This is a genomic window from Rossellomorea sp. DA94 (genome assembly GCF_029834455.1).
GTDB classification, from domain to species: domain Bacteria; phylum Bacillota; class Bacilli; order Bacillales; family Bacillaceae_B; genus Rossellomorea; species Rossellomorea vietnamensis.
On record NZ_CP122397.1, the window covers coordinates 658,902 to 684,951 of the forward strand.

A 26,050-nucleotide genomic window follows, 5' to 3' on the forward strand; every position below is an offset into this window, starting at 1 on the left:
CTTATGCCGCACCAAAGAATTTTTTCGTGGCAGGGATTTTTTTGATCAATAACCGGTCAAGAAGCAGGATGACAATCAGGGAAGCCCCGACAAGTGGGAACAGGATCCCGAGTGCAATCATCACAAGAAGGAAGTACTTCATTTTCAGGATGCCCGGTGATTTCGGTGCCCCCATTTCTTTTTTCGGTTTCCGTTTTAGCCATAGATAGAATCCGCTAAGGGCGACAAGCATGATGCCGAGGCAGATGAGGAGGCTGACCAGCTGATTAATGAATCCGAACTGTGTGCCTGTGTGAAGGGTGATCCCCATGGCGACGATTTTCCCACCGATCCCGTAGTTATCGAAACGGTAATCAGCAAGGACCGCTCCTGTGTACTGATCAAGGTGCATCGTGACTTCATTTTGGGCTTTGGCCGGAAAGGCGGATAGAGTATAGACGCCGTTTTCATCCTGAGGGATGTAGACGGTGTAACTTGGATCGATACCTTCTCGTTTGGCAATCGATACAACATCATTCATGGATAATGGCGTGTACCCTTCAAGGGCTGATACGGGAACTTCCAAATTCTCAGCGGCCCAGGGGACGTCGGCGATTTCCTTTGTTTTCACGACGGATTGAGGTGCTTCCCCTGTCCAGATGGATGGAGGATAACCGGCACCTGCGTTGGTCATGAGATTCTGAAAGTTGGTTCCCCAGAATCCGGACCAGGGAAGTCCCGTCATGATCAGAAACAGCATTCCTGCTGTGACCCAGAACGCAGGGACAGCGTGAAGATCCCTTCTGAAGATCTTCTTCCCTTTAGTGAAGCGGGGAAGGAACACGCCTGAGAGCTTGTCTTTTTTACGGGGAAACCATAGGAATAATCCCGTGACAATCAGGACAATGGCCCAGCAGGCAACAAGTTCGACAATGCGGTCGCCGAGGGTACCCGCCATCAGTTCCCCGTGAATTTCTTCGACTTTATTCATGATCCGGTCTTCAGGCTTCGATTCACCCAGTGACTTTCCAGTGTAGGGGTTCAAGAAGACAGTAGCAGAGCCGTCTTCTGTACTGATGCCGATTTCACTTGAGCGGTCGGCGAACTCCCCGGGACGGAAGCTTGTGATCTGTGCATCGGGGTGAAGCGTTTTCACTTTATCGATGAGTTCAGTGGCTTGAAGCTTCTCCCCTTCTGGATTGACTTCGTAATACTTTTGATAGAGATTCTGTTCGATCTGGGGCTTGAACAGGTAAATCGACCCCGTCACAGCGAGGATCAGCAGAAACGGGGCAATGATGAGGCCCGCATAGAAATGCCATCTCCAAATCGTTTGATATGATTTTTTATCCATCGTATTTTCCTCTTTTCCTAGTCGTGGCAGCAGCCCGATCCTTGCATGTCATTTGAAATCGCCGTGATGGCTTGTGGAAGCGTGCAAATTTTACCCCCGAATCCGGTCTGGAATTGTTCCGCCTGCTTCCTCGACTCAAAGGAAATGACCTGTGGCTGACAGCAGTTCAGGTTCAGATCCGCATCAATCAGGTATGTGGCGGTTTTTCCGCTGATCGTCATATCCGTCAGGAAGTCACGAGAGAGGATCTGCATCACATCCTCCTTGATGTCTTCATAACGAAGTAATCCACAGTGGGGACAGCAGGTTTGTTCGATGGTGTGATCCTTCTTGATGAGTTGAACCGATCTTCTTGAAGTGGTCGGTTTCAGGCAATATACACAGGAGTCAGATGGGATACCCTCGGGTTCCATGGCAGAAATGCCGTTTGAAGTCTTGTGGACTTTGTTCGCTTCCATCAATGGCTTCAGGTCCCGGTAGACCGTCATTTCCGACACCTCTAGACGGGAGCTTATGTCTGATACACGCAGTGTTCCTTCTTCTTTTATCCAGGTTAAAATCTGTTGTTGTCGATCGATCGGAAGCATGTGATCATCCTTTCTTCTTTGTTTACTAGATTCATAATAGATAAGCTTCAACCTTTGTTCAATAATATTTGTGTGAAAAAAAGTGAATAAATGTGGATATGTAACATAAATGACAAAGAAACTTTTGAATTTCCTCACAAATGTCATATATGGAGAATACGTAATGGTAGACGGATTGGATCATAAAATCCTTCCTATTTGCCCTTTTATTTCTGTTTGTTTTTGTTAGTCTTTTGTGATTTTACGTGTCAGAAAGCAAGTCTACTAGAATGAACCGTAATTAATAAATATAAAAGAAGGTTTTCTCCTCTTAATAACGAAATCATACTAATGAAAGACACTATATGGGAGGTATGAACAATGGGGAGAATGGTACATTTTGAGGTGCATGTGGATGATATGGAACGGGCAAAAACGTTTTACGGGGAAGTATTCGGGTGGAAGTTTGAGGACTGGAGTGAATACGCCGGAATGCCTTATGTCGGGGCTGTGACAGGGGATGAGAATGAGATGGGGATCAATGGGGCACTGATGCAGCGTCAAAGTCCTCCACCTCAGCCGAATCAGCCGATGAACGGGTATTCGTGTACGATGGGCGTCGGGAATTATGATGAAACCGAGAAACTGATTCTTGAGCACGGCGGCAAGGTCGCCATGCCGAAGTATGCTTTGCCGGGAATGGCGTGGCAAGGATATTACATAGACACGGAAGGCAATGTGTTCGGGATTCATCAGCCGGATAAGGACGCGAAGTAGTGTTGGGATGTCTGACCTGAATCGGGGGTCAGGCATTTTTTTGTTACTCAAAAGATCAATGATTGTATGGTAAAATAAGGATGTGAAAGAAAACGAAATGAGGAAATAACTATGCTGGGAAAAATGAGAAAAACGATCAGCCTGATTGTACTGGCAATAGCCATCTATGGACTTGCGTCGGGTAATAATGGTTTGCTTCCATTTACAATGGCGGGGTTGGGAGTTCTAATGGTGATAATGGGATTGGAAGAATTTCAAAAGAATCGGAAGTCGTATAGAAGCTATCTGCTGTTTGCCGTATCGATCTTCATGTTATTTGTCTTTATTCAACTCATGATCTATAAATCAAGTATATAAAAAAGGGATGAAGCATCGATTGCCTCATCCCTTTTTTCTTGTCATAACGTTGATGAAATCTTCGATGAACATTTGATAATCCATTTCCAGATAGATGTTGATATTCTTTTCAGCCGGTTTGGAGCTGACCCTGAAATCAGCGATGGAGGTACCTTGGCCGAGCCCTGTAGTCAGTACTTCCACGTCCCTTCTGATCGTTTTCCCCATGTCGGGGTTTACCATGAGTGAGAGGGTGACGACATCGTGGAGCGGGGCGCCGTTTATGCCGGGGATGAGTTTCTTATAGGCATTGATATAGTAAGTCATGACGTCATCGAGGATCTCGATGAGTGGATTCCCGTTCATCTCCTGGATGGTTTTGACCTGTTCAAGGGTGATGATTGCTTTGTTCGTAACGTTTAAAGGGGCGATGTACAGATTGTCGAGATTCTTGACCAACAGCTCTGAAGCAATCGGATCTCCGTAGAAGTTGGCTTCTGCTGACGGTGTGACGTTTCCTGGTACGAAAAAGGCCCCTCCCATGATATAAAACTCTTTAACGTCGTTGGCAATATTTTCTCCCAGGATAAAAAGGGTGGCGAGTGATGTGTTCCTCCCAACGTCCACGACGGTGACGTCTTTATTTTCTTTTATGATGGTGTAGAGTTTAGAAAAGTTGGTGAGTTCACCGGAGAAATTTTCGGGAGGGCGGATCGGACCCAGCCCATCACTACCATGGATTTCGGGATAGTAGGTGGGTATTTTCCCCGATGATGGGCTGTTGGAACCCCCGATGATCGGAATATCCGTCCTCCCGGCAAGCTTGAGAAGATAGGCGATGTTATCGGTGGCCTGCTTCTTTTCGACATTTCCGTAACTGGATACGATGCCGAGTATGTTAATGTCCGGATTCAAGAGGGCGTACATGATGGCCACTGAATCATCTATACCCGGATCGGCAAATAAAAGAATATTTTTCATGGGGATTCTCCTCGGCTAGCGTTTTTTTTAAAACATATCGGAGAAAAGGAAAAATTATTCCATTCGTCGATAAAATGAAACCGTAGCCTCAGCCATTTCCAGGACCTTTTCCTTGAGATCAGCCGGTTCGATGATGTTTACTTGATCGGCGAACCCGATCAGATAGCCTTTTGCCTCTTCTTCCGTATCGAAAGAAAGCGTCACAGGTATCCATTCCGCGCCTCTCCGTTCCCCGACTTCAAGGACCCGGGCAAACCGTCCCGTGAAGGTGAGCCTGGATAACACTTGTGGTGCCACCTCGACTTTCACTTTAAAAGAGGAAAGAGTCTTGATAAAGGATGTTGTGGAGGATGACCAGTAATGTGCCAGGTCAAAGCCTTCGGGTCTCTGGAATGTCTCGTTCACTCTTTCGGTATGATGAATCCGGGAAACCCGGTAGTTACGAATATCCCCGTTTTCCTTGGCTGCGACGAGGTACCAAAGATCCCCTTTCGCCACGAGCCCCAGTGGTTCCACCAAGCGGTCATCGGTTTCTCCGTCTGCACGTTCATAGGTGATGACTAATTTGATTTCCTGGAAGATCGCCTCTTTGATCATTTCAAGGGAGGCAGTCTTATCTTTCTGCTTTCGCCAGGAGCTCGTGTCGATGTGGATCCGGTTCCACACGTCTTTCGCCTTTTCCCGGTAAATCGATGGGAGGGAGGCAATAAGCTTGTTCCGCGCTTCTTCCGTCGTGCGGGTCAGCCCGAGATCGTCCAGGAGATGAAAGGAAGGAGACACGAATAGTGCACGGATTTCCGATTCCTTCAACCCGGTCAGATCCGTCCGGTAATCTTCAAGGAGCGACCAGCCCCCGTTTTGGCCACGTTCCGCCACAACGGGAATCCCGGTACCGCTCAGGGCTTCCATGTCCCGGTGGATGGTCCTTTCAGACACCTCCAATTTCTCCGCCAGTTCCTTCGCGGTCATTCGGCCGTGTGTTTGTAGTAGTAGCAGAATGGATACCAATCGATCGCCTCTCATATAGGTCACCTTTTTCTTCGTTTTTCTATTATTTAATGAAATATGACAAAGGATGTCAAGAATGGAATCGTATAATGGGGTTATCTTAGATGTTGAAAGGAATGGTTGGATGAAATCACTCGAAGGAAAAGTAGCACTTGTTACAGGAGCAAGTCGGGGGGCTGGGCGTGCAATCGCCATTGAACTTGGAAAAGCAGGAGCCAGGGTTTATGTCACCGGTCGCAGTACGAAAGGGAATTCAACACAGAGCTTTCCGGGCACGATTGATGACACGGCCGCCCAGATTGATGAAGCCGGTGGAACAGGGATTGCGGTCCGCTGTGATCATACGGTCGATGCCGAAACGAAAGCAGTCATCGAGCAAATTCGTGAAGAGCAAGGGAAGCTTGATATTCTCATCAATAACGTATGGGGAGCTCATGATATCGGCGTGAATCCAGGAGCATTCTGGGAACAGTCGCTTGAAAACTGGGATACGATGTTCACGGCAGGTGTGAGGGCGCAGCTTGCGACCAATCACTTTGCCATCCCTCTGCTTCGGGAAAATAAAGAAGCCCTGATCGTTCATACGACGTTCTGGGATGAAGGGAAGTACACTGGACAGTTCTATTACGATTTGGCGAAAAACGCGCTCGTCCGCATGGCGTACGGGCTTTCAGAAGAGCTGAAAGAAGACGGGATCGCCGTCATGGCCGTATCTCCAGGATTCATGAGGACAGAGCTCGTACTTGAACATATGGGAGTCAACGAGGATAACTGGCAGGAATCCGAAGACTTGAAGGTATCTGAAACCCCTCATTATGTGGGTCGTGCCATCACAGCACTCGCGATGGACTCAAAGGTGATGGAGAAGACTGGACGTGCGTTGAGGGCAGGTGACCTTGCGAAAGAATATGATTTTACGGATGTGGATGGTCGGTATATTCCGCCGTTTACGTTATAGAATGGATGTCCCCTCTCGAAGGGGGCTTTTTTATTGGAATGCAGACTTAGTCAACCCCTATACCGAATACACTATCCATGATAACCACTTTTCAAACGGAATAGGGGTGGCATGATGTTTTCTGTGACAGAAATGCAGACGTTCGAGTTGTTTTCTGTTCCCCATATCTCGGTGCTGTTGATGTTTGTGGCGTTATCGTTTTGGCTGGTGTATTTCAGACATTTCCTGAAGAGGTATCAGACTGTCTTAAAATGGACGCTTTTTTCGATGCTCGTGCTGAGTGAGGTGTCCTGGCATATCTGGCTCGTGTCAACGGGACAGTGGGAGTTAGGGGATCTGCCTCTGCAGCTCTGTTCCGTCAGTACGTTCATCGCCATTTATTTATTCTTGAAACAGAATCAGAAGGCCTTTTATCTCCTGTTCTTTATCGGATTTCTTCCTCCAATCTTAAGCATGGTCACACCTGAAATGACTTATCAATTTCCTCATTACCGCTTTTTAAAATACTTCCTCCATCATGCAGCCATTGCGTGGTCCGTCCTTTATTTCATCGTGTATGAGGGCTACCGCGTCCCAAGGAAAGCCATATGGACCGGCTTCCTTATGGTCAATCTTCTCGCCGTGCCGATCTTTTTCCTGAACATCCTTCTTGATACGAACTTCTTCTACCTGGCCAATCCGACAGAATCGAAAACGATCTTGTCCTTTTTTGGATCGGGGATCATATATTATATAAATCTCGAAATTGCGGCACTTGTCGTATTTTTTATGACGTATGTTCCCATGGGGATGCTTGTAAGGAGGGAGAGGGTTGAAGGGTAACCCTTTTCCTATGGGATACGTCTAACGTTAAAAGGGGAGATGAACATGAGAAAGGCATTGGCAATAAGTAATATCATTGCTGTGATCGCGATTATTCTATTTATTATTCAACCTTTCCGTACAGCGCCTCCGACACCAAATGTAACAGCAGGAGAAGTCAGTATCCCGACAACAGAAGGTTCCTATTGCTGGGACGGACTCCTTTCAGGGGGATGTGTGGATAAAGCCTATTCAAGTGTAGTGGCGATGGCAGGGGAAGATCATCCAACCTCCGTGTCACCAGGTGAGGAAATCACAGTGACATTTAAAAAGAAACCTCAAAAGATCGGTGCAGAGAAGTGGGTCGGGGAAGAGCAGGTGGAAAGTGTGAACATGAAGAATCATATGATCGTGGTTCCTGACGAGAAAGGGGTCTATGTCTATCATCTGGTCGCCCACTGGAAACAGGGGGACGGGAGTTATGTGTTTTCGGTGGAAGTGAAGTGAACCAGAAAACGCTTGGATCTCCAAGCGTTTTGTCATATCTCACAGCTTAAGCTTCAGCCCTTCATGGGTGGCTTTAAAACCCAATCTCTCATAAAATCTCAATGCATCCGGTCTTTGCTTATCCGTTGTCAATTGAATGAGGTGGCATCCGCGTTCTTCAGCACGGGCGATGGCCCACTGGATCATCTTCGTCCCCACGCCTGCCCCTCTTACAGAAGCAGAAGTCCTGACGCCTTCAATCGTCGCTCTCCATCCGCCTTGATGGGTGAGGTATGGAGTGAACGTGATCTGCTGCACCCCGACTACTTCCTCCCCTTGACAAGCGACGACCAATTCATTGTTGGGGTCAGTATCAATGGCGTTAAATGCTTGGATGTAGCTTTCAGGAAGGGGATGCTCATAACGTTCCCGTTTACTTCCGAGTACGTCATCAGCAAGCATTTTCACGATACGATCTACGTCTTTTTCAGTAGCTTCTCTAAACTGCAATTCTCTCTCCAAGTGAATCCTCCTAATCGTAAAAGCCTTTTGATAAGTTCTATGCTAACTGAATTCATCTAATAAGGTAATGATTATTATTTTATGAAAATCAATAAGTGTACCTTATGGGAATTCAAAAGGATCTCACACCAAAACGGTATGAGATCCTTCCCTTTTATACCTGAACCTCAAACTGCTTCGAATATAGTCTGGAATAATGACCATTCTGCTCGAGTAGCGCTTCATGTGTCCCTTCCTCGACAATCCTCCCATCTGTCAACACCACGATTCTTCCTGCGTTCCGAATCGTCGATAAACGATGGGCGATGACGAGCGTCGTCCTGCCCTTTGCCAGTAACTCCAGGGATTCCTTGACGATGCTTTCGCTTTCATTATCAAGGGCACTCGTCGCCTCATCAAGAATGAAGATGGGCGGATTCTTCAAAAATACACGGGCGATACTGAGCCTCTGCTTCTGACCGCCTGATAATCGGACGCCGCGCTGACCGATTTCGGAATGATACCCTTGTGGCAAACGGGTAATGAATTCATCGGCGTTCGCTTGCTTTGCCGCCTTCATCACCTCTTCGTCGGTTGCTTCAGGTTGACCATAGCGGATATTCTCCATGACGGTGCCGGAAAAAAGGTACACATCCTGCTGTACAATTCCGATGTTACTTCGGAGAGAATTCAAGTCCAGGTCTTTCACATTTTCCCCATCTACAAAAATCCCACCTTCAGAAACATCATAAAAACGGGATATCAGGGAGCTGAGAGTCGTTTTTCCCACTCCCGATGGTCCGACGATCGCTACGTATTCCCCTGGAAGGACTTCAAGAGTTAAATCCTTGAATACAGGCCCTAGGGCAGAATCATAATGAAATGATAGGTTCTTCAATGAAATATGTCCCTCAACGTTTGAAAGAGTCTTTGCATTTGTGACATTCTCGATGTCAGGCTTGAGATTTATGATCTCCATGAATCGCTGAAACCCTGTCACACCTTCTTGAAATTGAGTACTCATATGAGTGAGCCGCTGGATGGGCTCGATCATAAAGCCGATATACAGAAGAAACGTAATCAAGTCGGCCAGGTCAAGGGACGCATTTACGATCTGGATGGACCCGAAGATGACAATCGTGACCGTAATCAGCTGAATGAATGCTTCCGTCCCATTATAGAAGTACGCCTCTGCACGATAGGTTCCTTTTCGGCTTTCCAAAAAACGTTCATTTTCCACATTGAATTTCCTGATTTCAAGAGATTCATTGGCAAACGACTGAACGACCCGGATGCCTGAAAGGGAATCCTCCACCTGGGCATTGATGTCTCCGATCCGCTCTTTATTATCCGTCAATGCCCGGTTCAACTTTTTATTGAAGTAAAGGGAGAAGAACCCGAGGACCGGAAAGAAACAAAAAACAGTCAGGGTAAGAGGAGCGTTGATCCAAAACAAAATCACAAACGCCCCAAGAAAACGAACCAGGTATTTCACATAATCTTCAGGTCCGTGATGATAAAGCTCCGAGACCATCAACAGATCATTCGTCACCCGGCTCATCAGCCGGCCCGTCTTCTCTTTATCATAAAAACGGAAAGACAGCTTCTGCAGATGAGCGAATAACTCACCTCTCATATCGGTTTCCATTCGTGCCCCGATCTCATGCCCCTTGTAATCCACGATGTAATTCCCAACGTTTTGAGCAACAACAAGAACCACCATCGCAACGCCAACCCAAAGGACATCCTCAAAAGCCGTAGAAAGACTTCCGGCCAGAACATCCTTCGTCACATAACGGACAAGGAGTGGAAAAACGAGAGTAAGGGAAGACGTGATCAAAGCACTGAACAGCACAATCAAAAAAATGGAACGATACGGTTTGTAATACGAAAGAAATTTTTTCACAGGAAAAGTCATAACATACCCCTTTATGCGTTAGTTCACAAAACACATATAAGGGGGAAGACCGTCACGTTAAAAAGGCGTTCCACCCTTATATGTTCGTACGGTTACCATCGCAATGTTTCTCATGAAAACAGCCTCCTTTAATTTCGATACCTTTATTGTATGATGGGGTTGGTAAAAAATAAAGTTAATTTTCTGATAATTAATTGAATCGGAAAACTTGAAACAAACGGTATCCAGTTTTAAATCAAGTCAGTATATTAAGGTCGAGGGTGAATGGGGGGCAATACATATGTAAGATAGAACAATAACATCATTCAAGGGTCTTGATGAACATGGTGACCCCCCTATTTTCCTTTGCCCCAAACGATGTGAATCACCCATGGAATCCAAGTGAAAACAGACTGTAGATCTTTAGAGAAAGAAGAGAGAAAACAACACCAACAACGTGCGTGTAGCGGGCGCGAGAGAGAGTGTTTCCGCGCTCTGAATGTAAGAAACAATCAAGACAGAGATATCCTTTCAACCTTCATCCAGAAAATCGATGATTCTATTTTTCGTTTTTTGTGCGGATTCTTTATGGAAATTTGACGAATAGGGGTCACTGAATCCATGTGTACCGTTATATTTTTCAATGTCGATGTTCTTTCGTCTTAATATCGCAATCACTTCATCCACTTGGAAAGAGGGTTCTTCTTCTGGGAAAAACAATATAGTTGGACACAGTGGTTTGACCTCTAAATAGTTTCGTATCCGTGAACCGTAGTAGCCGATGACACCATCTACCCTTTCATCATCGCTGCATAACCAGGCAACCGTCGCCCCTGCACTGAACCCTATGATCACAATTCGCTTGTATTTTTGTCGATAGATTGAGAGAATGCTCTTTATTTTGACAACCGCCTCTTCAAAGCCTATGTCCTTGACGAAAGAACGGTAAGCCATTTCTTCCTGAGAATAATCAAAAGCCGACCCTTTTTCTAAAAGATCCGGGCAGATGACGTCCTTTCCTTGAGATGAGATGAATGCGCAGAAGTCTTGAATGTGTTGGTTGATTCCATAGATTTCGTGGATTATTATCACTAGCGTACTAGAATTTTGTTGAAGTCGAATCATGTTATTCCTCCTTTCGTGCTTCTTTTATTTTACTCGTTTTTAAGGTTGGACTGAATAAAAGATAATGGATATGTTTTCCTATTGAACCACATGGGTACTTTGGAAAATAATGATAGATGGGTCATTTTATGAACATACATAAACCATCTGATAATGGAAAGGAGAACTTCATGAAAAAAGTAGTATACACGTTGATTGTGATGGTGTTGCTTGTGACATTAGCTGCCTGCAATTCCAAAGAATCCACAACATCACAATCTGAAGAGAAAGAACCGAAAAAAGAAGAAAAGGTAAAAAAGGATAAAGAGGCGAATAAGAAAACGGAAGAAATAGACAAAGACTATCCACCGGTGCCGACAACATTCTCGGAATCAGCCGAGTATCCAACGATTGGGGAGTTTTCGGGTAATGAGTATGAAAAAGGGTTTACGGGTGAGGAAGACATAAAAAAGAAGCTTGATAGCCTGCCAACGTTAACGGAGGAGTCTTCTAAAGAGGATATCGAAAAGATGCAGCGGTATGTGTATTCCCTTTTTAAAGAGGATTTGACGAAAGTGGATGTTCCAATCGATCAGTGGAAGTCCATGCAGTTTGAAGATCCGAACGGCAAAGAGGGTGAGCTTCAATTAAAAGAGAACTACAATGTTGCCATTCTGTTGGATTCAAGCGGCAGTATGGGGAAGGTGGAAAATGGAAAGACACGGATGGAACTTGCGAAGGATGCCATCCAGCAGTTTGTGAAGGACCTGCCTGAGAATGCCAATGTTTCACTCAGGGTTTACGGACATGTCGGTACAGGAAGTGATAAGGACAAAAAGTCTTCCTGTTCTAAAATTGAAGAGGTCTACCCATTCGGGAATTATGATGAAGGAAAATTCTCGGAAGCGCTGAATCAGTTTGAGCCCGCTGGATGGACGCCCATGGCTAAAGCCATCGATGAGGTCAAAGCAGATTTCCAACAATATGATGGCAAGCAAAATACTAATATTATTTACGTAGTCAGTGATGGAGTGGAGACCTGTAACGGTGACCCTGTGAAAGCAGCCAAATCCCTGGCAGATTCCAATATCAGCCCGGTCCTGAATATTATCGGGTATCAGGTAGACAATGAGGGATTAGCACAGTTGAAAGAAATGGCCGATGCTTCAGGGGGAAATTACATCAATGCGAGAAGTCATGATGATCTGGTGACGGAATTCAAACAGACAGCAGATATGGCGAAGGTTTGGTCACAGTGGCATGAGGATTCGGTGAAGGCGTTGAATGATTTGCATGAGACCATCAGGGATCAATTAAATGTATGGAATGAAGTACAAAGAGATAATAACCAGCGGGAATACAGTAATCTTCAGACAGCGGTCAATTACCTCCATGACCAAGAGATTTGGGATGTTCGTGTTTATTTAGATAGTATCGATCTTTACAGACACAACTATCTAAACATTGGAGACGAATCAAGAGAGAAGTTCCTGGAACTAAGTGACATCAATACAGACACATTTTTAGAAAAACACGACGAAATCACAGACCGGTTTTTGGAATCGGATGACTGAGTAAGGAAGAAGGTCCGTCCCTCGAGAATGAGGGACGGACCTTCTTGCATGTAGACAATCAATCTATCAGCCCCAGGTCTTTTTTTCTGACAACCCCAATATCCTTATACTGTAGGGTTATCTACACCACAAACCTATAAGAACGAGCTACAGGGGGTTTAGAGATGAGCAAAAGGAAGTCGTTCCGTTGGGTTGTCATTGCTTTGGTCTTGTGTTTAATCAGTGCGATAGGTGCCTCGTTTGTACAAACGTCAGGTGGGAAGGTGACCGTAAAAGATCTGCGGTGGGAAACTCCCTCGGGTCATATGATGAGTGCGCTCCTCTATGTTCCGGATGATGTGTCGAAGGACAATCCGGTGCCAGGGATTGTGACAAGTCACGGCTGGTACAATACGAGGGAGATGCAGGATCTGAATTACGTGGAGCTTGCAAGACGCGGGTACGTCGTCATTTCGATTGATATGTACGGTCACGGGAATTCGGATGCTGTGAAACCGGAGGAATGGATGAACCGGGGGACGGGCATGTATGATGCCGTAGAGCTACTGGCGGATCTTCCTTATGTAGATAAAAGTAAGATTGGGGTGACTGGCCATTCCAATGGAGCTCGTGCCGCCAACTGGTCCATCAATGAAGATAATAAGAGGGATGAACCCTTGATTTCGTCTGTGCTGTTAATTGCCAATGATGCCATGTATACGAGTGATCCGGCAGAGCCATTGTATTGGTCGATGCAGCCGAAGGATCGTGAGTATTTGAATGTATATGGATCCAGGGATGTCGGAATCGTGGCCGCACAGTACGATGAATTTTTCTTCAGAAGTTTGAAAGAAGACGGTACTGCCACTGTTCCGAGGGATTTTATTGATACGGAACCTGCACAATCATTCCTCAATTTCGGAATCGATCCATCCGGAGGGGAGAAGCGGAAGAGCTACGAGATTTATAAGCAGGAGGTAGACGGTCAAGAAGCAGCGAGGGTCATTTATAATCCTGCGCAGATCCATCCGTGGAACCATATTTCTAAGGATGTCGTGACGAGTACCCTTGAGTTTTTCGAAGATTCTCTTGGGGCACCTCATCCGATCGCAGCTGACAACCAGGTTTGGCAGTACAAAGTGTTCTTTAATGCTGTAGGCTTGGTCGGATTTGTGATTTTCATCGTGAGCATCACCAAGTGGCTTCTTTTCACTGAAACATTTGCTTCACTACGAGCTGAAAAAGAAGCTGAGCCAGTGACATTCCGTAATGGACGAGGGAAGCTTTGGTTCTGGGGTGGCCTCATTGCGGGTGCGCTCGTGTCTTATTTCAGTTATTTGAAGTTATCCACCTGGACCGTGGAACATATTACACCGTTCTTTCCACAGTTCCCACCTTTTTATATCGGTATGTGGTGTTTGGTCACTGGTCTCTTTACGTTAATGGTTGTGGGGGCATGCTATTTCTTCTATGCCAAGAAGAACGGAATGGACCTGAGGGTGTCTGGGGTGGTCATCAGCTTCCGGACACTGGTGAAAACGATCGGGCTTGCCCTTTGTGTCACAGTATTGTCGTACAGCCTCGTGTTCATAGCGGATTATTTCTTTAAAACAGATTTTCGTTTATGGGTGCTGACGGTAAAAGCATTCACCCCTGATAAACTATTGATCGCGTTGAAATATCTACCTTTCTTCCTTGTATTCTATGTAGCGAACTCCATTGCTATCAATAGCTTTAACTTTATTAAACTAGGGCAGAAGGAATGGATGAACACGGCCGTATTGACCCTGTTCAATTCACTTGCCATCATCATCCTGGTGGCCATCCAGTATATTGCCTTCTTTGTGACAGGGGAAGTATATTACAATGATCTGTCTCACATCATCGGAATTTGGTTGTTCCCGATCATCGTAATCCTGATGGTAGCAGCCGTTGTTTCCCGTAAGATTTACAAAGTGACGGGAAATCCTTATCTTGCAGGGTTCATCAATGCGTTCATCATTACGATCATGACGGTGACGAATACGTTGACGCAGCTTTAAGATAAATATGGAAAGCCCACGGAACCTGTAGAGGACCGTGGGCTTTTTTACTGTACGGGATAAAACATTAGGGACGGACCTTCTTCGCATCAAGGACCCCCAACATACTTATTACTCCCCGGAAGCTTCTTGATTTCATTCCAGGCTTTAATGGCATCTTCTCTCTTTTTCCCTTTATTGGCCGGGTCGGCAAAGAAGTCACGTGTGAATTGATTGTATTCGAATTGAGGTGCGATTTTCTTCTCGTATGTCGGGTCTTTCTTCCGTTTGTCTTCTTCATACCAAGCTTCGATTGCACCACGATACGTCTTCCCTGCATTATCTTTAAAATAGTTTTGGATATAGGTAGAGAAATGAAAACCGGGAATGACAGACTTAAAGAAGGTTCTGACGTTTTGACTGCAACGATGATGGTCCGTAATGACGGTATCTAGACTTAACACTTCATTATGGTTTGTGTTTCGAATCCCTTTTGATTTTCTGACGGGCTTTTTGATTTCGCCTGTTTCCAGGAAAGTGCAAATTCGATCTGATAGCTCTATCTTTGAACCGGAAGTGCTGATTCCGTTAGCGCGGCAGAAGGATTGAAGTTCTTCTTTTAACCAATAGTACTCTTCAAATATTTCAATTGGTGTGTCCCTGTTTAAGGTGGGTCTCAATGTACCAGCTCCTCAAATTCCATTTATATCCATTTTTGAACGAGTGTTCCTGTTTGTCTACTGCCTAGGGCCAAGCAGCATCACACCAACCCCAACGATACATATCCCGGCACCGACCCAATCATACAGATCAGGTGTCTTCTTATCGATTCCCCATCCCCACAGGACGGACAGGACAATGAAGACCCCGCCGTAAGCCGCGTAGACACGGCCGAATGAAGGGAAGGACTGGAAGGTGGCGATGACGCCGTAGAGTGCGAGGGCTATCCCACCGGCGACTCCCCAATAGGCAGGTTTTCCTTCCCTGAGCCAAAGCCAGATAAGGTAGCCTCCGCCGATTTCCGCGATTCCGGCAAGGGTGAATAAAATGATGGCATTAATCATATGAATTACTCCCTACATAAATTTGCGTACTTGAATTATAACCTACATTATTAGCCAGTTGGTTAGAACTCCCGTCTGCAACCATTTGTCTATTTCTTCAAAACCTTCTACAATAAAAGAAACAAAAGTGAAGGACCTATCATTAATCGAAGGTGGAGAGGAAATGGACAACACGGAGAAACATTTTTCTGAAGAGAAATTTTGGGATAAGTTAAAAAGGTATGGTGTGAAGGCTGGACATTCCGTCGTATATACGGCGCTGCTCCTTTATTTTGTCCTGCAAAAGCCGGATGTTCCAAAGAAGTCGAAGATGGTCATCATCGGGGCACTGGGATATTTCATCCTCCCGACAGATTTCATTCCGGACATGGCAGTGGGGATAGGGTTTACAGATGACCTTGGGGCCCTGGGTCTCGCGTTATTGCAGGTATCCATGTATATCGATGATGAAGTGAAAGCGAAGGCCAAGGCGAAGCTCGCTGACTGGTTTGGTGAAGGGGTGGATACGTCTGAGGTTGATGGGAAGTTGTGATTGGTCATCCCTTAAGATGGCTACACTTCCTGCCCAATGATTTAAAGAATAGTTGATGAGAAAACCAAGGCTCTGAATCTTAATGATTCAGAGCCTTTTACTATTGATTTTATTTTTTGCACATAATTCCGAGTAATCTTATATAAATAATAAATATTAAATTTCATTTTGAAGAAAAGAGGATTTGAGATGAGAAAATTATTGATCTTTGCTATAGTCGGCTTCTTCGCACAGTTAGTGGATGGTTCGCTGGGGATGGCTTTTGGATTGACGTCATCGTCCTTATTGTTGGCGTATGGAGTGGCTCCCGCCGTTGCTTCTGCATCTATTCATATGTCAGAGATTGCTACGACTGCAGCATCCGGTTTCTCCCATTATAAATTCGGGAATGTCAACAAACGTATGGCCCTCTTACTGGCGATACCAGGGGCCATCAGTGCTTTCGTAGGGGCAGCATTCCTGAGCAATATTCCCGGAGGTTTAATCAAACCTTATATTTCCTCATTCCTCCTGCTGTTGGGAGCGTATATATTCTTCCGATTCCTGCTCACTTCCAGGAGACAGGTGAATGAAGTGACTTCGAGTAGTGGCGGTAAACTGTTAAAGAAACGGTTTCTTTTCCCCCTTGGAGCAATTGCGGGTTTCTTTGACGCGATAGGTGGAGGAGGTTGGGGACCAATTAACACCCCCATCCTGATGGCAAACAAACACACTTCCCCCCGTGAAGTAGTAGGGACGGTTGATACAAGTGAATTTATCGTTACGATTGCAGCAACCGCGGGGTTTGTTCTGTTTCTGGGGTGGGAACAGTTCAACTGGTTCTGGGTGCTGGCATTTGTTATTGGAGGCGTTCTGGCTGCACCGCTAGCAGCGTGGCTGGTTAGAATCATGCCTTCCTATCTTCTTGGGGTCCTGGTGGGTGGGTTTATAGTCCTTACCAACCTCAATACGTTATTGAAAGCTGGAGGTGTCAGCGGTGATATTTCCATGGGAGCCTATATTCTTGTTGCCGTTATTTGGATTGGTGGGATCATCTTTAGCCTGATAAAGAATAGGGGAATTAATTTGTAGAAGGAGGAGGGGATCTCGGGGGGATAGTTCAGTTAGATCCCCATTTATTACATATCTTCTACATTATCATCACTTGATTCATACTTTTTCGTAAAATATAGGGTAAGGATCATGCCAAGAACCACGATTCCGATACACATATTAAGTGGAAAGTCCCAGCGTGTGTATAGAGCTATGGATGCTCCTATAATGGTGATCCATTCAAAAGCTAAAAAGGATTTAAGGTATTTCATCGTGAACGCCCTCTTCATTCCAATTATTGTTAATTAAGAGTATCATATTTTCAGAGAGTAGTGGTGGTGGTCTCCATCTATTTCTTTATGATTGCTACTTTTAGTGCTTTAGTCTGGGGAGGATCGGACTCCCGAACGAAGTCATACCAAACAGTTAGACTCTGTCCTTCCTCTACAAGCTTGATCATTTCTTCGTCCGTAACAGATACACGAATCGTTTCAGAGTATCTATCCCTTGATTCCTCGGTTAAAGCGAGAGTCATTCCCTTGCTGCGTTTTTCAAGAACTTTCCCGTGCAGTATTTTATTGTCGGACATGTTGTCATATATCGGTTCCTTGTCTTCGCATCCTAGAAGCAGGGTCGCGACTAGTAGAATCCATAAGCCTTGCAATTTCATTGAATTCACCTCAATGAATTAGTCGAGAGAAAGGGGAGGGAGGTTACATCCTTCTTTCTTCCACTGTCATCCCAAACAACCATCATTCCCCCTTGAACGTATCGTCGTACAAATCTTCATCCCCCTGTGGCTCTTTGATTCCATGCTTTTTATCCAAATATTGACCGATGACCGAGTTGTTGATCCCATCCCGTACGGCCCTTTCAATGATCATGTAGAAAAAAAGTATGCCGAAGAGTGCCCCCAGTATGATCAATGGAATTTCCATATCTTCACCTCCCTATTTACTCGATAACAATATTCCCAACATACTGCGCACTGCCTCTATCCGTTTGAAGGTCGACCTCCAACACGTAGGACCCTTTTCCTCTAGGGAGTGTGAAGGAACGGTCCTCCCCGATATCCAGCTGCCACTTTTCATTACCCAGCCATAAGAATGCACGTAACTCCTCGACGGCAAAGTCTTCACTGTCAAAAAGGACGTCTACCTGCTGACCGGATGGAAAGGTGAGTTCCTTCTGTTTCCGTGCGAAGTCTACTACTTCTTTCGTTTCTTTTTCCAATGGTTTACCGTTTTCTCCACGCCAATCAATATTGGTTTCGGTTAATTCAACGGAGTCGACGCTGTCTGTTTCCATAAGGGTGACAGTGGGGGGAGTGAAGTCATAATCTTCTGCGATGCAACCTGTCAGGGTCACGAAGAGGATTAAACCGCATAGAAGCTTTGTCATAGCATTCAGTGACATCCAATCTTATTTTACTCTGTTCGCTTAACTTGTAATCCAGGAATGGACTTTATGATATTTCGATAACACTCAGAACGAATGACAAACTCAGCCATTTCTTCATGAGTGGTCGAAGAAAACCAGGTGAAGCCATTCTTAATGAAGGTCAAATCTTCAGGTAACACTGGAGATATCCAGTCGTATAAGCTCTGTGCACTTTGTTGCAATAACAAACAGGTCTGTTTATTTGCCTCCATCTGATAAACCGTGGCCGGGGGTCCCAAAGTCGCGGTATTTGCCCAATTTTTTGTTTTGTATCTTTTGAAGATCCATGGATCGAACTCCTTTAAGATCTCTTGATTATAAGGAAGTTCCTGCCGGGTGATAAAGTAAAAGCTATCGGAATGGGTGCACAGTGATTCAATAAGAGCTCGGTACGTATCACCTGTTGGATCGCTGGTAAGATCCCAGTATTCAATATCATTCATTTTATTAGACTCCTTGCCATTTAGTTGATCCACCCATTCAACACCATCCCCATATTCATCACCATATGAAAGGCGATTGAAGGATAGATGCTATCTGTCTTCAAGACTACGATGCTGTAAAAAAGTCCTCCGAAAGAGAATAGAAGACTGAGGAGGAGCGGGATCCCGATGGAGAGATGTAGGAGTCCGAATCCAATACTTGTCACCGTGACGGCGTAAATGACAGAGGTATCTCGGAGCAATGACGACAGTATGACGCCTCTCCATATGAGTTCTTCCAGCGTAGCGTTCAGGATCGTGAATCCTATTGCGTATAGGAATAATGATTTCACCTCACTGATTCCCTCCGACCAGATAAGGGGAATGAAGATGGTGCTTGATCCCGCAAGTCCGATCAATAAAAAAAGAGGCAATGGAATGGTGTGTGAAGACATAGAGATGCGCTTACTCCAATCCGGTAATCTCATGTAGAATCGGACCTTTTTCTTTGCTATCCATTGTGAGACGGCTAAGGCCACAAGGATGAATATAAGAAAACTTCTGTTCAAAAGGATGTTGGTTTCTTTTGATATATCCCAGCCGTTGATCCAGCCTGTTGCACATTGAGAGGTCAGGAACCCGACAAGGAAGAATAGGAATAAGGAAGCGATGGAACGGTTGTTTTTGGTAGATAAATAGAGGATGAAAAGCCCGAGCATCGGCAACAGTCCCCATCCGTATGCCCGATACGACAGAAGGATGATCCCTGAGAAAAACAGGGCGGAAGAGCTTATCAGGAAAAGGGTATGCGGTGAGCGGTTCATATAGTCCTCCTAGGGCAATCGTTGAAAATATTTTAACATAATTTTCCTGTTTTGTATCTGTTCATTTTTCATTGTGGTACGATGAAGATAGTTTACATAGGAGAGGGGTTAGGACATGTACAAGCATATCATTTGGGACTTTGACGGCACTCTTTTTGATACATACCCTGTGATGGCGGGAGCCTTCAAAGACACGTTGGACAGCCAGGGAATCGAGGAACAGTTAGAGGACATCATAAAACAAATGAAGGTATCGATGACTCACACTTTCAAACACTATGGTGAAAAATATGGGATCGGGGACGAGTTTATCTCAGCCTACAATGTCCGCAGAAAAGAAGTCGAGTTCGATTTGTCCAAGCCCTTTGAAGGAATCGCTGAAATATGTAAGTATATTCATGAATCGGGGCGAAGGAATTACCTGTACACCCACAGAGGTGAATCTTCCATCACGATGCTGGAGAGCTACGGGCTGACGGGCTACTTCTCTGATTTCATCACCTCCGAACACGGATTTGAAAGAAAGCCGAGTCCGAATGCCATTCAGCATCTGATCCGCACCCATGATATCGATCCATCAGAAGCGATCATGATCGGCGACCGGGATCTGGATCTCGAATCGGGGAAAAATGCCGGAATCAGTTCCTGCTACTTTGCAGATGAGATGGTAGAGAATCCCCACGCTGATTACGTCGTGACGAGTGTGGAAGAATTATATAAGATTATTTAAGGATGGAGACCATTGAGGGACGGACCTTGGTGGTCTTTTGTGGTTAATTTTGGTAAATGGCGCATAAAACAAAATAATGACGCAATTATTGCGAAAACGACGCAATAAATCTGAAAATGACGCAATTAATAAAAAAACGACGCAATTCCAGTCCACCGACGCCTTTCTAAACATATATCCACTCCTCAAAAGTCTATGATACTCTCTAATTTGAACAAATCTTCCCATTCGATACCAGGTCTTATACGTATTAATACCTCCGCTTCGGATAGATCACTCTTCTATTCATTTTTTTCTTATGATAGCTGCATATATGATGTTGACTATCCCTATAAAGAAGATAAAAAAGTAGGGGATTTCAATAGAAGTGAATCTGTTCAAACAATAAACTGTAGCGATGGCAAAGATGAACGCGATAAAGGTGGAAATCAGTAGATTCTTCACTTTGGTCAGATACCTCATGCCAAAAACAAAAACAGAGAACAAGACTGTGAAGATGGGCCATTCTGAAAACGGCAAAGAAGGCAACACAATTAATGAGACGGCGATTATGACGATTAAAAAATAAGCTGTAATCACAGTACCACTTCCTTTTGATGTATACATACCCAAGGATGGATCTTTTAAGCTTCACTTTCAAAGGTGCTCCCCCGTGTTTTGAAACTCCCCATTTCGGATACATTATATGAGCACACACCAAACAGATGATTTGTCATCACCCTGACAAACATGTGATGATAAATTCATACCAAAATTATCGGAATAAGGAGATGAGGTTATGAACGTAGCAGTTGTTGGAGCAAATGGACAGATCGGGAAGCAAGTGGTCGGATTCTTGAAGGAAGACGGACATACTCCGAGAGCCATTGTGAGGAAAGAAGAGCAGGTACAGTCGTTTGAACAAGAAGGAGTGGAGGCTGCACTGGTTGATTTGGAAGGTACGGTGGATCAAATCTCAAATGGATTGAAGGGAGCCGATGCCGTCGTATTCTCTGCAGGATCAGGTGGCAGCACGGGTTCAGACAAGACCCTCCTCATCGATCTTGACGGAGCGGTGAAAACGATGGAGGCTGCCAAAGAGGCAGGCATCGAACGCTTCATCATCGTGAGTGCCCTGCAGGCTAATCATCGTGAGAACTGGAACGACTCCCTGAAGCCGTATTATGTAGCGAAGCATTTTGCTGACCGTGCACTTGAGGACAGTGGACTTACTTATACGATCATCCGTCCGGGTGGATTGCTGAACGAAGAAGGTACAGGCAAAGTATCGGCGGCTGAGAATCTTGAAAGAGGATCCATCCCGCGTGAAGATGTGGCGAGAACCATCGTGGCATCGTTAACGGAAGCGAGCACGTTTAACAAAGGATTCGATCTTATTTCAGGAAGCACTGGAATAGGAGAAGCCGTTAAAAACGTATAAATAAACGGAAGGAATGATCATCGTTGGATGGTCATTCTTTTTTTATGTAAAATGGGGTAGACCATCATATGGGTATAGATGGTAAAATGGGTTGGCGTATGATTCTTATAGAAATAGAGGAGGGGGAGATCATCGTCCATATCGATTATTCATTTAGCATCGTGTCCACCTTGATGTCCATCATAGAATGGGCGCTCATTGGCTATCTTGCATTTAGATCATATAAAAAGCTTTCGGCAAAGCCAAAGGTGTGGAAAGTAATCCTTGCCATTTTTGTCGGCTTGTTTTCCTTTACCATTAACATGGAATGGTTTCATACCTTTGTAAAAATTCCAATCCTGCCGCTCGGTGTATGGATCCTATACGCTATTCTTAATCGAAAAGAGGAGCGCTGGGATACCTATCGCCGGTTTGCCTGGATCGGGTTCCTGGCCAACTTCATCTTCCTGGCAGGAACCCTGCTCACCATCCCGGTCCAATCCCTTATCTATCCAGAAAACCATCTATCCACCTACATATCAGGCACCAAAGAAGCTTCCGTCAATGTCATCCATCCATCTGGTGAGGGACGGACCTTGGATCAGGAGGAACTGAAGAAGCAGCTTTCTGAGGTGAAGCAGGTCGAATTTGAAAGTTGGCAATGGTTTGATGAAGCAGGCGGCCGTTATTCGAATCACGAACGCTTTCCGTTTCAGTTGGTCGGCACCAAGCCGAAGTGGGGAAGCGGTCTCGAGCCGGATATCTATGTGGAACAGGACGGGAAAGGGATCCTCATCTCAACTCGAAAGACTCAGTATTATTACCACTTCCCTGAAACGGTGCTGAAGGAGGCAAAACGATGAAGAAGAGAAGCATCCTGGCTGGGGGAGTCCTTTTCTTTGGGGTATTTGCCTTCTATTGGCTGTATGTAGAGAAAACAGATTCACGTCCGAAAAATGAAGAAATACTGTCACAGATTAATTCCTCCCTCCACAATGCACAAGCGGTTGAAATGCAGGATTTTCTGAAGCTCGATGATGGTCACGGGGTCGCACCTTTCATTTCAGATAAAGAGCAATATGGTGTTAGCTATTGGGAGAGACATCTGACCGGCTGGAAGGTAATTAGCATCCGGACCGACGGGGAGCCAAAGGTATGGATGCTCGATGGGAGTGATCCGTCTAGCTTCCATATCGTCTGGAACATCAACCCCGGCAGTGACATTCAAACATTGCAGTATTATTTCACGAGGGAGAGGGGTTACTCGAGTAGCGGAGACCAACAGCATTATGTTCCTGGTATCTTGATGAAGACTGAAGCCTCTTTGACAGGCAACTCCTATGGGGCAATGAAGGTTCCGGGAGAATGGGGAGACGCATTGACTTTATCAGATGGTAGTGATGCTCCTGACCCACTCTTCGGGGATAACATCAATATGGGCATACACTCCCGGTTCGGCTGGATCCCACTTGGTGAGAATAACAAGGAAGTCAAATGGAAAAACAGTATTAACAACTCAAGTTACTACAAAGGGAATGTTCGTGAGCAACATATGCAGCTGCTTGACCAGTATCAGATTGAACAGGGCGAGTTTTGAGAAAAAAGAGGGATGATCCATATCAGGGTCATTCCTCTTTTTAGGTTGAGAATATTGTTTAGATTTGGAATAATTGGTATAAGGATACAGGTGATTCGAAATGAACTATTTTTTCAAAATAAATGTGGTCGTTTGCTTCATGCCCTGATGATCCTTGTTCCGGTTGAGCTGATGGTGAATGGTCACCGGTTGACGAGGCTGACGGGCTGGGAAATGAAAACGGTGATGAATGCGAGTGGATTCCTGATTGTCACAATTCTTCTGATGGGAACGGTCTTCCTCTACTTTCTAACAGGGAAGTGGATGGAAGGGCGGAGGGCGAGCTATTGGACGGCGGTTCTTTGGTTTCCGTATTTTCTGCTATTTACGTATATTATCGCCACATTCTTTCCGACAACATATGGGGGAGATGCTCCTAATCCTGCAGCGGGTTTAGTGATGATCGGGGCGTTTGTCACTTTTCCTTTTTATGTATTGGTGTTGAATTTCATGAGTTTGAGTACGGAAGACCATCAAAAGGAGGGAATCAAGCTTGAGTAGAAACATCATCGGTTTTTCATTATTCGCACTTGGAGTGGCCTTATGGGTATGTGCTTCCTTGTTTCGTTTTCTGATTACCTCCGATATCCCGGTAAGCTTTACTCAGGAGGAAGCCATGTTTACGCAGAAAACATTTGTTGCTGCGGTAGTGCTCATTCTAGTGGGAACATTCACGGCAAAAGCAAATGCGTTTCACCTCACCGCATTTGCACTATTTTCTACGGTAGCGGCTTTTCAGTTTTACATGAACTTCAGTTATCATAGTTCAGCCACTTATTATACGGAGGAATATGCTGTACTGGCGAATGTGAGTAGTTATATCGCACTCGCACTGGCATTGATCAATTTGATTTTAATTATGAAACCTTATTTGAGAGTATTGAAAATGAGGGTGGACCTAAAAAAATAATGAAATGAAAAAAGGAGAAAAAATGTTAAAGCCATTTCTAACAACCACAGCACTTACAGAACAAGAACTCATCAACCAAGCTCTTAAAAACGAAGGAATAAAACAAATTTCAAGTGATTCCGAGATCACCAGATTAGGAGAAGGTGCCTGGCACTACGCCTACTTGATCGAGGCAGAACAGCTCGTCCTCCGCATCCCAAAGAGAATCGCCTATGAGAAGGAGGTCGTCTTCAACAAGGACGAGCTGACGGCGGATTATGCCGGGACCAAGGCCTTTTATGAGCATGCCAACAGAACGGGGAAAGGGATGTGTCCTGCACATTACGAATACTACATCTCTGAGGAATTAACTTATACGATTGAAACGTATGTCGGAAAATCAGTCGGGCTTGCCGGACAGACCCCGGACCAATCGAAACGGTATGGAAGGGAACTAGGTGAGTTCTTCCTGGCCCTCGAGGATCTGAATTCACCCATTCGAGGCATCGGATACATAACTGTCGGGGAACAAGGAGAAATCAAAGGGCAATACGAGGGAGACCTGAGTGCGTTCATCCGGGAAGAAACGGATGAATACCGGGAAGAATGGGAGTCACTTCTTGAAAGCACTTATTCGTTTGATAAGGAAAAAGTGAGAAGCACAGGAGATGAACTGGTTGCCGCCCGCTCCGTCGAACGGGAAAAGATCGTCCTGACGAATCAGGATACGTCGCCTGAGAATATGATCTTCACTAGTAGCGGCGTCCGGATGATCGACCCGTTCCCGATTCTCTATACGGGAACTTCTCTCGCGGGCAATTACGTCTTCAACTACCGGACACTGTTTCATGCCCTGCACAACACAAAGCGGCATGGTAAGAACCAATACCATCTCCTGATCCCACAATTGAAGGCCAGTGCAGAAGGTTTCGTGGAGGGGTATGTGAACGGTTCGAAGCAGAAATGGAATGATCTGAATGTGGAAGTGTACTTGAAGCTCGTCACCATGACCCATGAACATGATCAGCTTCTGAAGCAGGAATCTTTGAGCCGTGAGCAAGTGATCCGGTACGGGACGAAGACGCAGATAGAAGAGCGGATTGGGTTTTTTTTAAAGGAACTTGAACAATTTTAAGAAAGATGGCATTGAAAGCTTATCCGACTGCACCTTCTCGAATAATTCCTGACATGAAACCCGTTATTCCTCATAAACTATTCTGAGGTGAGTAAAATGCCAAGAGTCAAATACACCGATGCCGATGTAGCCTTGATGGCGAGGATGATGAGAGCGGAAGCGGAAGGCGAAGGGAAACAGGGGATGCTGTACGTGGGCAATGTCATCGTGAACCGTGCGAAGGCGGAATGTTTGGATTTTAAAAAGGTTAGGAGCATCCGCCAGGTCATTTTTCAGGTGCAGGGTGGGAATTACTCCTTTGAAGCGGTCCAAAAAGGAAATCTTTTTTATAACAGAGCAAGATCGGTTGAAAAGAAATTGGCCAAAAAGAATCTGGATTATTGGGCCATGCATCCGGCGAAATATGCCCTTTGGTATTTCAATCCTTATGCTCCTTGTCCCCCTACATGGTATGATCAGCCGTTTGCGGGACAATTCAAAAATCATTGTTACTATGAACCTGCGGCAGGAACGTGTGCAAGTGTATATACCGGCGGGTGAGGATCGTGAGAACTTCCTGGTTAGAATCGGGTGGTTCTTTTTTTGTTCATATCTATTTGAAACTATTTCCAAATGAGAAACGTAT

General features: G+C 45.2%; 32 protein-coding genes. 17 read left to right on the top strand and 15 right to left on the bottom strand.

The window, feature by feature from the left end; translation table 11 throughout:
- Nucleotide 1: 1 nt before the first annotated feature.
- Entirely contained in the window at nucleotides 2-1,333 is a 1,332-nt protein-coding gene (locus tag P8596_RS03355; RefSeq protein ID WP_279725874.1) for a PepSY-associated TM helix domain-containing protein, read from the bottom strand.
- 17 nt (nucleotides 1,334-1,350) lie between these two features.
- On the bottom strand, nucleotides 1,351-1,920 hold the full coding sequence (locus tag P8596_RS03360) for a DeoR family transcriptional regulator (RefSeq protein ID WP_279725875.1): 570 nt from the start codon (nucleotides 1,918-1,920) through the stop codon (nucleotides 1,351-1,353).
- A 360-nt stretch (nucleotides 1,921-2,280) separates the two neighbouring features.
- Here P8596_RS03360 and P8596_RS03365 point away from each other — a divergent pair, with 360 nt between their 5' ends.
- A complete protein-coding gene (locus P8596_RS03365; protein WP_060673648.1) occupies nucleotides 2,281-2,676 on the top strand; it encodes a VOC family protein in 396 nt (131 codons plus the stop codon).
- A 111-nt stretch (nucleotides 2,677-2,787) separates the two neighbouring features.
- On the top strand, nucleotides 2,788-3,033 hold the full coding sequence (locus P8596_RS03370) for a DUF3953 domain-containing protein (protein ID WP_279725876.1): 246 nt from the start codon (nucleotides 2,788-2,790) through the stop codon (nucleotides 3,031-3,033).
- A gap of 24 nt (nucleotides 3,034-3,057) precedes the next feature.
- Here the strand turns inward: P8596_RS03370 and P8596_RS03375 are convergent, their stop codons facing one another.
- Both P8596_RS03375 and P8596_RS03380 read right to left on the bottom strand, forming a co-directional pair.
- A complete protein-coding gene (locus tag P8596_RS03375) occupies nucleotides 3,058-3,993 on the bottom strand; it encodes a nucleoside hydrolase (protein ID WP_279725877.1) in 936 nt (311 codons plus the stop codon).
- Nucleotides 3,994-4,047: 54 nt separating this feature from the next.
- The gene (locus P8596_RS03380; RefSeq protein WP_279725878.1) at nucleotides 4,048-5,016 is read right to left on the bottom strand and encodes a helix-turn-helix transcriptional regulator; all 969 of its coding nucleotides are present in this window, start codon (nucleotides 5,014-5,016) and stop codon (nucleotides 4,048-4,050) included.
- 109 nt (nucleotides 5,017-5,125) lie between these two features.
- Between P8596_RS03380 and P8596_RS03385 the strand changes: the two genes are divergently transcribed.
- The 3 genes from P8596_RS03385 to P8596_RS03395 all read left to right on the top strand — a co-directional run bounded on the left by P8596_RS03385 (nucleotide 5,126) and on the right by P8596_RS03395 (nucleotide 7,267).
- Nucleotides 5,126-5,959: an SDR family NAD(P)-dependent oxidoreductase gene (locus tag P8596_RS03385; protein WP_347815212.1), complete on the top strand. Its 834-nt coding sequence runs from the start codon at nucleotides 5,126-5,128 to the stop codon at nucleotides 5,957-5,959.
- 111 nt (nucleotides 5,960-6,070) lie between these two features.
- The gene (locus tag P8596_RS03390) at nucleotides 6,071-6,781 is read left to right on the top strand and encodes a YwaF family protein (RefSeq protein WP_279725882.1); all 711 of its coding nucleotides are present in this window, start codon (nucleotides 6,071-6,073) and stop codon (nucleotides 6,779-6,781) included.
- A 45-nt stretch (nucleotides 6,782-6,826) separates the two neighbouring features.
- Entirely contained in the window at nucleotides 6,827-7,267 is a 441-nt protein-coding gene (locus tag P8596_RS03395) for a hypothetical protein (protein ID WP_279725884.1), read from the top strand.
- A gap of 39 nt (nucleotides 7,268-7,306) precedes the next feature.
- On the opposite strand, the gene P8596_RS03400 is transcribed toward P8596_RS03395, so the two are convergent.
- The 3 genes from P8596_RS03400 to P8596_RS03410 form a co-directional block, all read right to left on the bottom strand.
- Complete coding sequence (locus tag P8596_RS03400) at nucleotides 7,307-7,768, bottom strand: GNAT family N-acetyltransferase (RefSeq protein WP_279725885.1); 462 nt, start codon at nucleotides 7,766-7,768, stop codon at nucleotides 7,307-7,309.
- A 154-nt stretch (nucleotides 7,769-7,922) separates the two neighbouring features.
- A complete protein-coding gene (locus P8596_RS03405; protein ID WP_279725887.1) occupies nucleotides 7,923-9,665 on the bottom strand; it encodes an ABC transporter ATP-binding protein in 1,743 nt (580 codons plus the stop codon).
- A 510-nt stretch (nucleotides 9,666-10,175) separates the two neighbouring features.
- The gene (locus tag P8596_RS03410; RefSeq protein ID WP_279725888.1) at nucleotides 10,176-10,769 is read right to left on the bottom strand and encodes a dienelactone hydrolase family protein; all 594 of its coding nucleotides are present in this window, start codon (nucleotides 10,767-10,769) and stop codon (nucleotides 10,176-10,178) included.
- A 170-nt stretch (nucleotides 10,770-10,939) separates the two neighbouring features.
- Here P8596_RS03410 and P8596_RS03415 point away from each other — a divergent pair, with 170 nt between their 5' ends.
- Nucleotides 10,940-12,322, top strand: coding sequence for a vWA domain-containing protein (locus tag P8596_RS03415; protein ID WP_279725889.1), 1,383 nt, complete (start codon nucleotides 10,940-10,942; stop codon nucleotides 12,320-12,322).
- Between the two features lie 164 nt (nucleotides 12,323-12,486).
- Nucleotides 12,487-14,343 carry a dienelactone hydrolase family protein gene (locus P8596_RS03420; protein ID WP_279725890.1) on the top strand — a complete coding sequence of 619 codons (1,857 nt, stop codon included), beginning with the start codon at nucleotides 12,487-12,489 and terminating at the stop codon, nucleotides 14,341-14,343.
- Between the two features lie 89 nt (nucleotides 14,344-14,432).
- On the opposite strand, the gene P8596_RS03425 is transcribed toward P8596_RS03420, so the two are convergent.
- The gene (locus tag P8596_RS03425; RefSeq protein ID WP_279725892.1) at nucleotides 14,433-15,002 is read right to left on the bottom strand and encodes a DUF6434 domain-containing protein; all 570 of its coding nucleotides are present in this window, start codon (nucleotides 15,000-15,002) and stop codon (nucleotides 14,433-14,435) included.
- 57 nt (nucleotides 15,003-15,059) lie between these two features.
- On the bottom strand, nucleotides 15,060-15,386 hold the full coding sequence (locus P8596_RS03430; RefSeq protein ID WP_279725893.1) for a YnfA family protein: 327 nt from the start codon (nucleotides 15,384-15,386) through the stop codon (nucleotides 15,060-15,062).
- Nucleotides 15,387-15,549: 163 nt separating this feature from the next.
- On the opposite strand from P8596_RS03430, the gene P8596_RS03435 reads away from it, so the two are divergent.
- Nucleotides 15,550-15,918, top strand: a complete 369-nt coding sequence (locus P8596_RS03435; RefSeq protein WP_279725894.1) for a YkvA family protein — start codon at nucleotides 15,550-15,552, stop codon at nucleotides 15,916-15,918.
- A gap of 189 nt (nucleotides 15,919-16,107) precedes the next feature.
- Nucleotides 16,108-16,989, top strand: a complete 882-nt coding sequence (locus tag P8596_RS03440; RefSeq protein WP_224521339.1) for a sulfite exporter TauE/SafE family protein — start codon at nucleotides 16,108-16,110, stop codon at nucleotides 16,987-16,989.
- Nucleotides 16,990-17,036: 47 nt separating this feature from the next.
- Here P8596_RS03440 and P8596_RS03445 read toward each other — a convergent pair whose 3' ends face one another.
- From P8596_RS03445 to P8596_RS03470, 6 genes are all read right to left on the bottom strand, one after another.
- A complete protein-coding gene (locus tag P8596_RS03445) occupies nucleotides 17,037-17,222 on the bottom strand; it encodes a hypothetical protein (RefSeq protein WP_224521338.1) in 186 nt (61 codons plus the stop codon).
- Between the two features lie 77 nt (nucleotides 17,223-17,299).
- On the bottom strand, nucleotides 17,300-17,620 hold the full coding sequence (locus P8596_RS03450; protein WP_224521337.1) for a DUF3221 domain-containing protein: 321 nt from the start codon (nucleotides 17,618-17,620) through the stop codon (nucleotides 17,300-17,302).
- A gap of 82 nt (nucleotides 17,621-17,702) precedes the next feature.
- A complete protein-coding gene (locus P8596_RS03455) occupies nucleotides 17,703-17,888 on the bottom strand; it encodes a hypothetical protein (protein ID WP_224521336.1) in 186 nt (61 codons plus the stop codon).
- A gap of 16 nt (nucleotides 17,889-17,904) precedes the next feature.
- Nucleotides 17,905-18,351, bottom strand: coding sequence for a hypothetical protein (locus P8596_RS03460; protein ID WP_224521335.1), 447 nt, complete (start codon nucleotides 18,349-18,351; stop codon nucleotides 17,905-17,907).
- A gap of 26 nt (nucleotides 18,352-18,377) precedes the next feature.
- Complete coding sequence (locus P8596_RS03465) at nucleotides 18,378-18,833, bottom strand: hypothetical protein (protein ID WP_224521334.1); 456 nt, start codon at nucleotides 18,831-18,833, stop codon at nucleotides 18,378-18,380.
- Between the two features lie 20 nt (nucleotides 18,834-18,853).
- The gene (locus P8596_RS03470; protein WP_224521333.1) at nucleotides 18,854-19,636 is read right to left on the bottom strand and encodes a CPBP family intramembrane glutamic endopeptidase; all 783 of its coding nucleotides are present in this window, start codon (nucleotides 19,634-19,636) and stop codon (nucleotides 18,854-18,856) included.
- Nucleotides 19,637-19,751: 115 nt separating this feature from the next.
- Here P8596_RS03470 and P8596_RS03475 point away from each other — a divergent pair, with 115 nt between their 5' ends.
- The 8 genes from P8596_RS03475 (at nucleotide 19,752) to P8596_RS03510 (ending at nucleotide 25,965) form a co-directional block, all read left to right on the top strand.
- Complete coding sequence (locus P8596_RS03475; protein WP_224521332.1) at nucleotides 19,752-20,366, top strand: HAD-IA family hydrolase; 615 nt, start codon at nucleotides 19,752-19,754, stop codon at nucleotides 20,364-20,366.
- Nucleotides 20,367-21,144: 778 nt separating this feature from the next.
- Nucleotides 21,145-21,786: an SDR family oxidoreductase gene (locus P8596_RS03480; RefSeq protein ID WP_279725895.1), complete on the top strand. Its 642-nt coding sequence runs from the start codon at nucleotides 21,145-21,147 to the stop codon at nucleotides 21,784-21,786.
- Between the two features lie 98 nt (nucleotides 21,787-21,884).
- Complete coding sequence (locus P8596_RS03485; protein WP_279725896.1) at nucleotides 21,885-22,628, top strand: hypothetical protein; 744 nt, start codon at nucleotides 21,885-21,887, stop codon at nucleotides 22,626-22,628.
- A complete protein-coding gene (locus tag P8596_RS03490) occupies nucleotides 22,625-23,362 on the top strand; it encodes a hypothetical protein (protein WP_279725898.1) in 738 nt (245 codons plus the stop codon). The genes P8596_RS03485 and P8596_RS03490 overlap by 4 nt, the downstream gene beginning before the upstream one ends.
- 90 nt (nucleotides 23,363-23,452) lie before the next feature.
- Complete coding sequence (locus P8596_RS03495; RefSeq protein WP_279725899.1) at nucleotides 23,453-23,902, top strand: hypothetical protein; 450 nt, start codon at nucleotides 23,453-23,455, stop codon at nucleotides 23,900-23,902.
- Nucleotides 23,895-24,311: a hypothetical protein gene (locus P8596_RS03500; protein WP_279725900.1), complete on the top strand. Its 417-nt coding sequence runs from the start codon at nucleotides 23,895-23,897 to the stop codon at nucleotides 24,309-24,311. The genes P8596_RS03495 and P8596_RS03500 overlap by 8 nt, the downstream gene beginning before the upstream one ends.
- 22 nt (nucleotides 24,312-24,333) lie before the next feature.
- Nucleotides 24,334-25,425, top strand: coding sequence for a hypothetical protein (locus P8596_RS03505; protein ID WP_279725902.1), 1,092 nt, complete (start codon nucleotides 24,334-24,336; stop codon nucleotides 25,423-25,425).
- Between the two features lie 96 nt (nucleotides 25,426-25,521).
- Nucleotides 25,522-25,965, top strand: a complete 444-nt coding sequence (locus P8596_RS03510) for a cell wall hydrolase (protein ID WP_224521324.1) — start codon at nucleotides 25,522-25,524, stop codon at nucleotides 25,963-25,965.
- Nucleotides 25,966-26,050: the final 85 nt, after the last annotated feature.

Bases quoted from the DNA above. Each gene is read 5' to 3' on its own strand.
- P8596_RS03355 (WP_279725874.1), bottom strand. From the start codon at position 1,333: ATGGATAAAAAATCATATCAAACGATTTGGAGATGGCATTTCTATGCG.
- P8596_RS03360 (WP_279725875.1), bottom strand. From the start codon at position 1,920: ATGCTTCCGATCGATCGACAACAACAGATTTTAACCTGGATAAAAGAA.
- P8596_RS03365 (WP_060673648.1), top strand. From the start codon at position 2,281: ATGGGGAGAATGGTACATTTTGAGGTGCATGTGGATGATATGGAACGG.
- P8596_RS03370 (WP_279725876.1), top strand. From the start codon at position 2,788: ATGCTGGGAAAAATGAGAAAAACGATCAGCCTGATTGTACTGGCAATA.
- P8596_RS03375 (WP_279725877.1), bottom strand. From the start codon at position 3,993: ATGAAAAATATTCTTTTATTTGCCGATCCGGGTATAGATGATTCAGTG.
- P8596_RS03380 (WP_279725878.1), bottom strand. From the start codon at position 5,016: ATGAGAGGCGATCGATTGGTATCCATTCTGCTACTACTACAAACACAC.
- P8596_RS03385 (WP_347815212.1), top strand. From the start codon at position 5,126: ATGAAATCACTCGAAGGAAAAGTAGCACTTGTTACAGGAGCAAGTCGG.
- P8596_RS03390 (WP_279725882.1), top strand. From the start codon at position 6,071: ATGATGTTTTCTGTGACAGAAATGCAGACGTTCGAGTTGTTTTCTGTT.
- P8596_RS03395 (WP_279725884.1), top strand. From the start codon at position 6,827: ATGAGAAAGGCATTGGCAATAAGTAATATCATTGCTGTGATCGCGATT.
- P8596_RS03405 (WP_279725887.1), bottom strand. From the start codon at position 9,665: ATGACTTTTCCTGTGAAAAAATTTCTTTCGTATTACAAACCGTATCGT.
- P8596_RS03410 (WP_279725888.1), bottom strand. From the start codon at position 10,769: ATGATTCGACTTCAACAAAATTCTAGTACGCTAGTGATAATAATCCAC.
- P8596_RS03415 (WP_279725889.1), top strand. From the start codon at position 10,940: ATGAAAAAAGTAGTATACACGTTGATTGTGATGGTGTTGCTTGTGACA.
- P8596_RS03420 (WP_279725890.1), top strand. From the start codon at position 12,487: ATGAGCAAAAGGAAGTCGTTCCGTTGGGTTGTCATTGCTTTGGTCTTG.
- P8596_RS03430 (WP_279725893.1), bottom strand. From the start codon at position 15,386: ATGATTAATGCCATCATTTTATTCACCCTTGCCGGAATCGCGGAAATC.
- P8596_RS03435 (WP_279725894.1), top strand. From the start codon at position 15,550: ATGGACAACACGGAGAAACATTTTTCTGAAGAGAAATTTTGGGATAAG.
- P8596_RS03440 (WP_224521339.1), top strand. From the start codon at position 16,108: ATGAGAAAATTATTGATCTTTGCTATAGTCGGCTTCTTCGCACAGTTA.
- P8596_RS03445 (WP_224521338.1), bottom strand. From the start codon at position 17,222: ATGAAATACCTTAAATCCTTTTTAGCTTTTGAATGGATCACCATTATA.
- P8596_RS03450 (WP_224521337.1), bottom strand. From the start codon at position 17,620: ATGAAATTGCAAGGCTTATGGATTCTACTAGTCGCGACCCTGCTTCTA.
- P8596_RS03455 (WP_224521336.1), bottom strand. From the start codon at position 17,888: ATGGAAATTCCATTGATCATACTGGGGGCACTCTTCGGCATACTTTTT.
- P8596_RS03460 (WP_224521335.1), bottom strand. From the start codon at position 18,351: ATGACAAAGCTTCTATGCGGTTTAATCCTCTTCGTGACCCTGACAGGT.
- P8596_RS03465 (WP_224521334.1), bottom strand. From the start codon at position 18,833: ATGAATGATATTGAATACTGGGATCTTACCAGCGATCCAACAGGTGAT.
- P8596_RS03470 (WP_224521333.1), bottom strand. From the start codon at position 19,636: ATGAACCGCTCACCGCATACCCTTTTCCTGATAAGCTCTTCCGCCCTG.
- P8596_RS03475 (WP_224521332.1), top strand. From the start codon at position 19,752: ATGTACAAGCATATCATTTGGGACTTTGACGGCACTCTTTTTGATACA.
- P8596_RS03480 (WP_279725895.1), top strand. From the start codon at position 21,145: ATGAACGTAGCAGTTGTTGGAGCAAATGGACAGATCGGGAAGCAAGTG.
- P8596_RS03485 (WP_279725896.1), top strand. From the start codon at position 21,885: ATGATTCTTATAGAAATAGAGGAGGGGGAGATCATCGTCCATATCGAT.
- P8596_RS03490 (WP_279725898.1), top strand. From the start codon at position 22,625: ATGAAGAAGAGAAGCATCCTGGCTGGGGGAGTCCTTTTCTTTGGGGTA.
- P8596_RS03505 (WP_279725902.1), top strand. From the start codon at position 24,334: ATGTTAAAGCCATTTCTAACAACCACAGCACTTACAGAACAAGAACTC.
- P8596_RS03510 (WP_224521324.1), top strand. From the start codon at position 25,522: ATGCCAAGAGTCAAATACACCGATGCCGATGTAGCCTTGATGGCGAGG.